We start from the raw sequence: 1,667 nt of genomic DNA on the forward strand, positions 1-1,667 counted from the left end.
CCTTGACATATCGATGCGATTGTAATCGTCTTTTTGTAAGCAATATTAAAACCTTACAAGGAGGCTGCAATGTCCCGTCACATAAAAGAAACTATAAAAAGCCACAGACGAAAAATGGCCCAAACTGAAGACATCAAACTTCGCCAACACCTGAATGCCGACGCGCTTATTAAAAAAGTGTACACTGGTTTTGCAGGGATTCGTGACCATCGTACAGGTACTGTTAACCACACTCTTGCCGATTCTCTTATGGCCGGTTTTGCCATGTTTTCGCTAAAAGACCCCTCGTTACTCGTTTTTGATCAACGGAGATTTCGTAGTTGCCAGAATCTTATGTCCATCTATGGGATGGGCAGTATTCCCTGCGATACCTCAATGCGGGAGATCCTCGACGGTGTCGATCCTAATAATCTCCGGCCACTGTTTAAGGAAGCCTTCCGGCAATTGCAGCGCGGTAAGATCTTGGAAAAATTTGTCTTTATGGAAGGCTGCTATCTCCTCAATCTCGACGGCACAGGTTATTTTTCTTCGGATTCCCGACATTCTGATGCCTGCCTCGAAAAAAAACATCGGAAGAGCGGCAAGATCACGTATTATCTTCAAACGGTCGGCGCAGCTGTTGTTCACCCTGATCATAAAGAGGTCATTGTCCTGCCACCGGAAACCATCAGGAAACAGGACGGCGAGAAAAAAATGGACTGTGAACGTAATGCGGTGCGGCGTTTTCTCGGCAAACTACGGCAGGACCATCCACACCTTCAGTTCATTGTCAACGAGGATGCTTTAAGTTCCAACGCACCGCATATAGAAGATCTTGAGGCTAATAATCTCCATTATATCCTGGGCGCAAAGCCGGGAGATCATCAGTTTCTTTTTCAGTACGTAGACGATGCCGTGGCCAGGGGGGAGGGCATAGAATTTACAGTAACCAAACAGAATACGCCCCACTTAACCCATTGCTTTCGTGTTGTTTATAACGCTCCTCTCAATAAATCACACCAGGATACAAAGGTTACTTTTGTCGAATACTGGGAAGAAAACAGTAAGACCGGCAAAACACAACACTTCACCTGGGTTACCGATTTGACTATCACCGAAGAAAATATCTTCCATTTTATGCGTGGTGCCCGTGCCAGGTGGAAGATTGAAAATGAAACGTTCAACACCTTGAAAAATCAGGGGTATCACTTCGATCACAATTTTGGCCTCGGCAAGAAACACCTGACTGAAGTCTTTGTTCTCCTCATGATGTTGGCCTTTCTTATTGATCAGATCCTGCAGTTATGTTGCCCTCTGTTTCAGGCTGCCTGCAAGAGCTTTAAGACGAGAAGATTATTCTGGGAAAATGTACGCAGTAAATTTCGGGAGTTTTACATCGAGGATATGGAGGATTTATATCGTTCCCTGTTGGTGTACAATCCGGTTCCGCTGCAATACTGACAGTATAATCGGACTGATATAAAAAATAAGATCCCTGCTCGAAAAATACCGGCAGGGGCAAATGGAGTCGTGTGTCAAAAAGACGTTATAAATACGGCTGGTTCCCACCCGATTTGCATATTGTTGCTCAAAAACCACATTATACTGTTTGGTTTTGTGCTGAATTCACAGCCGATGGTACGAAAATCAATTTCAGGCCGTTTTTTAGCTCCAACCGGGAATAGCTG

The 1,667-nt window shown here is 44.7% G+C and carries 1 protein-coding gene; it reads left to right on the plus strand.

Going from position 1 to position 1,667, the window contains the following annotated elements:
• The first annotated feature begins 69 nt into the window (after window positions 1-69).
• Window positions 70-1,440, plus strand: coding sequence for a transposase (locus JWG39_RS15950; RefSeq protein ID WP_205220430.1), 1,371 nt, complete (start codon window positions 70-72; stop codon window positions 1,438-1,440).
• The last annotated feature ends 227 nt before the right edge of the window (window positions 1,441-1,667 follow it).

It is taken from the genome of Desulforhopalus vacuolatus (assembly GCF_016918505.1).
GTDB classification, from domain to species: Bacteria; Desulfobacterota; Desulfobulbia; order Desulfobulbales; family Desulfocapsaceae; genus Desulforhopalus; species Desulforhopalus vacuolatus.

Bases quoted from the DNA above. Each gene is read 5' to 3' on its own strand.
- JWG39_RS15950 (WP_205220430.1), top strand. From the start codon at position 70: ATGTCCCGTCACATAAAAGAAACTATAAAAAGCCACAGACGAAAAATG.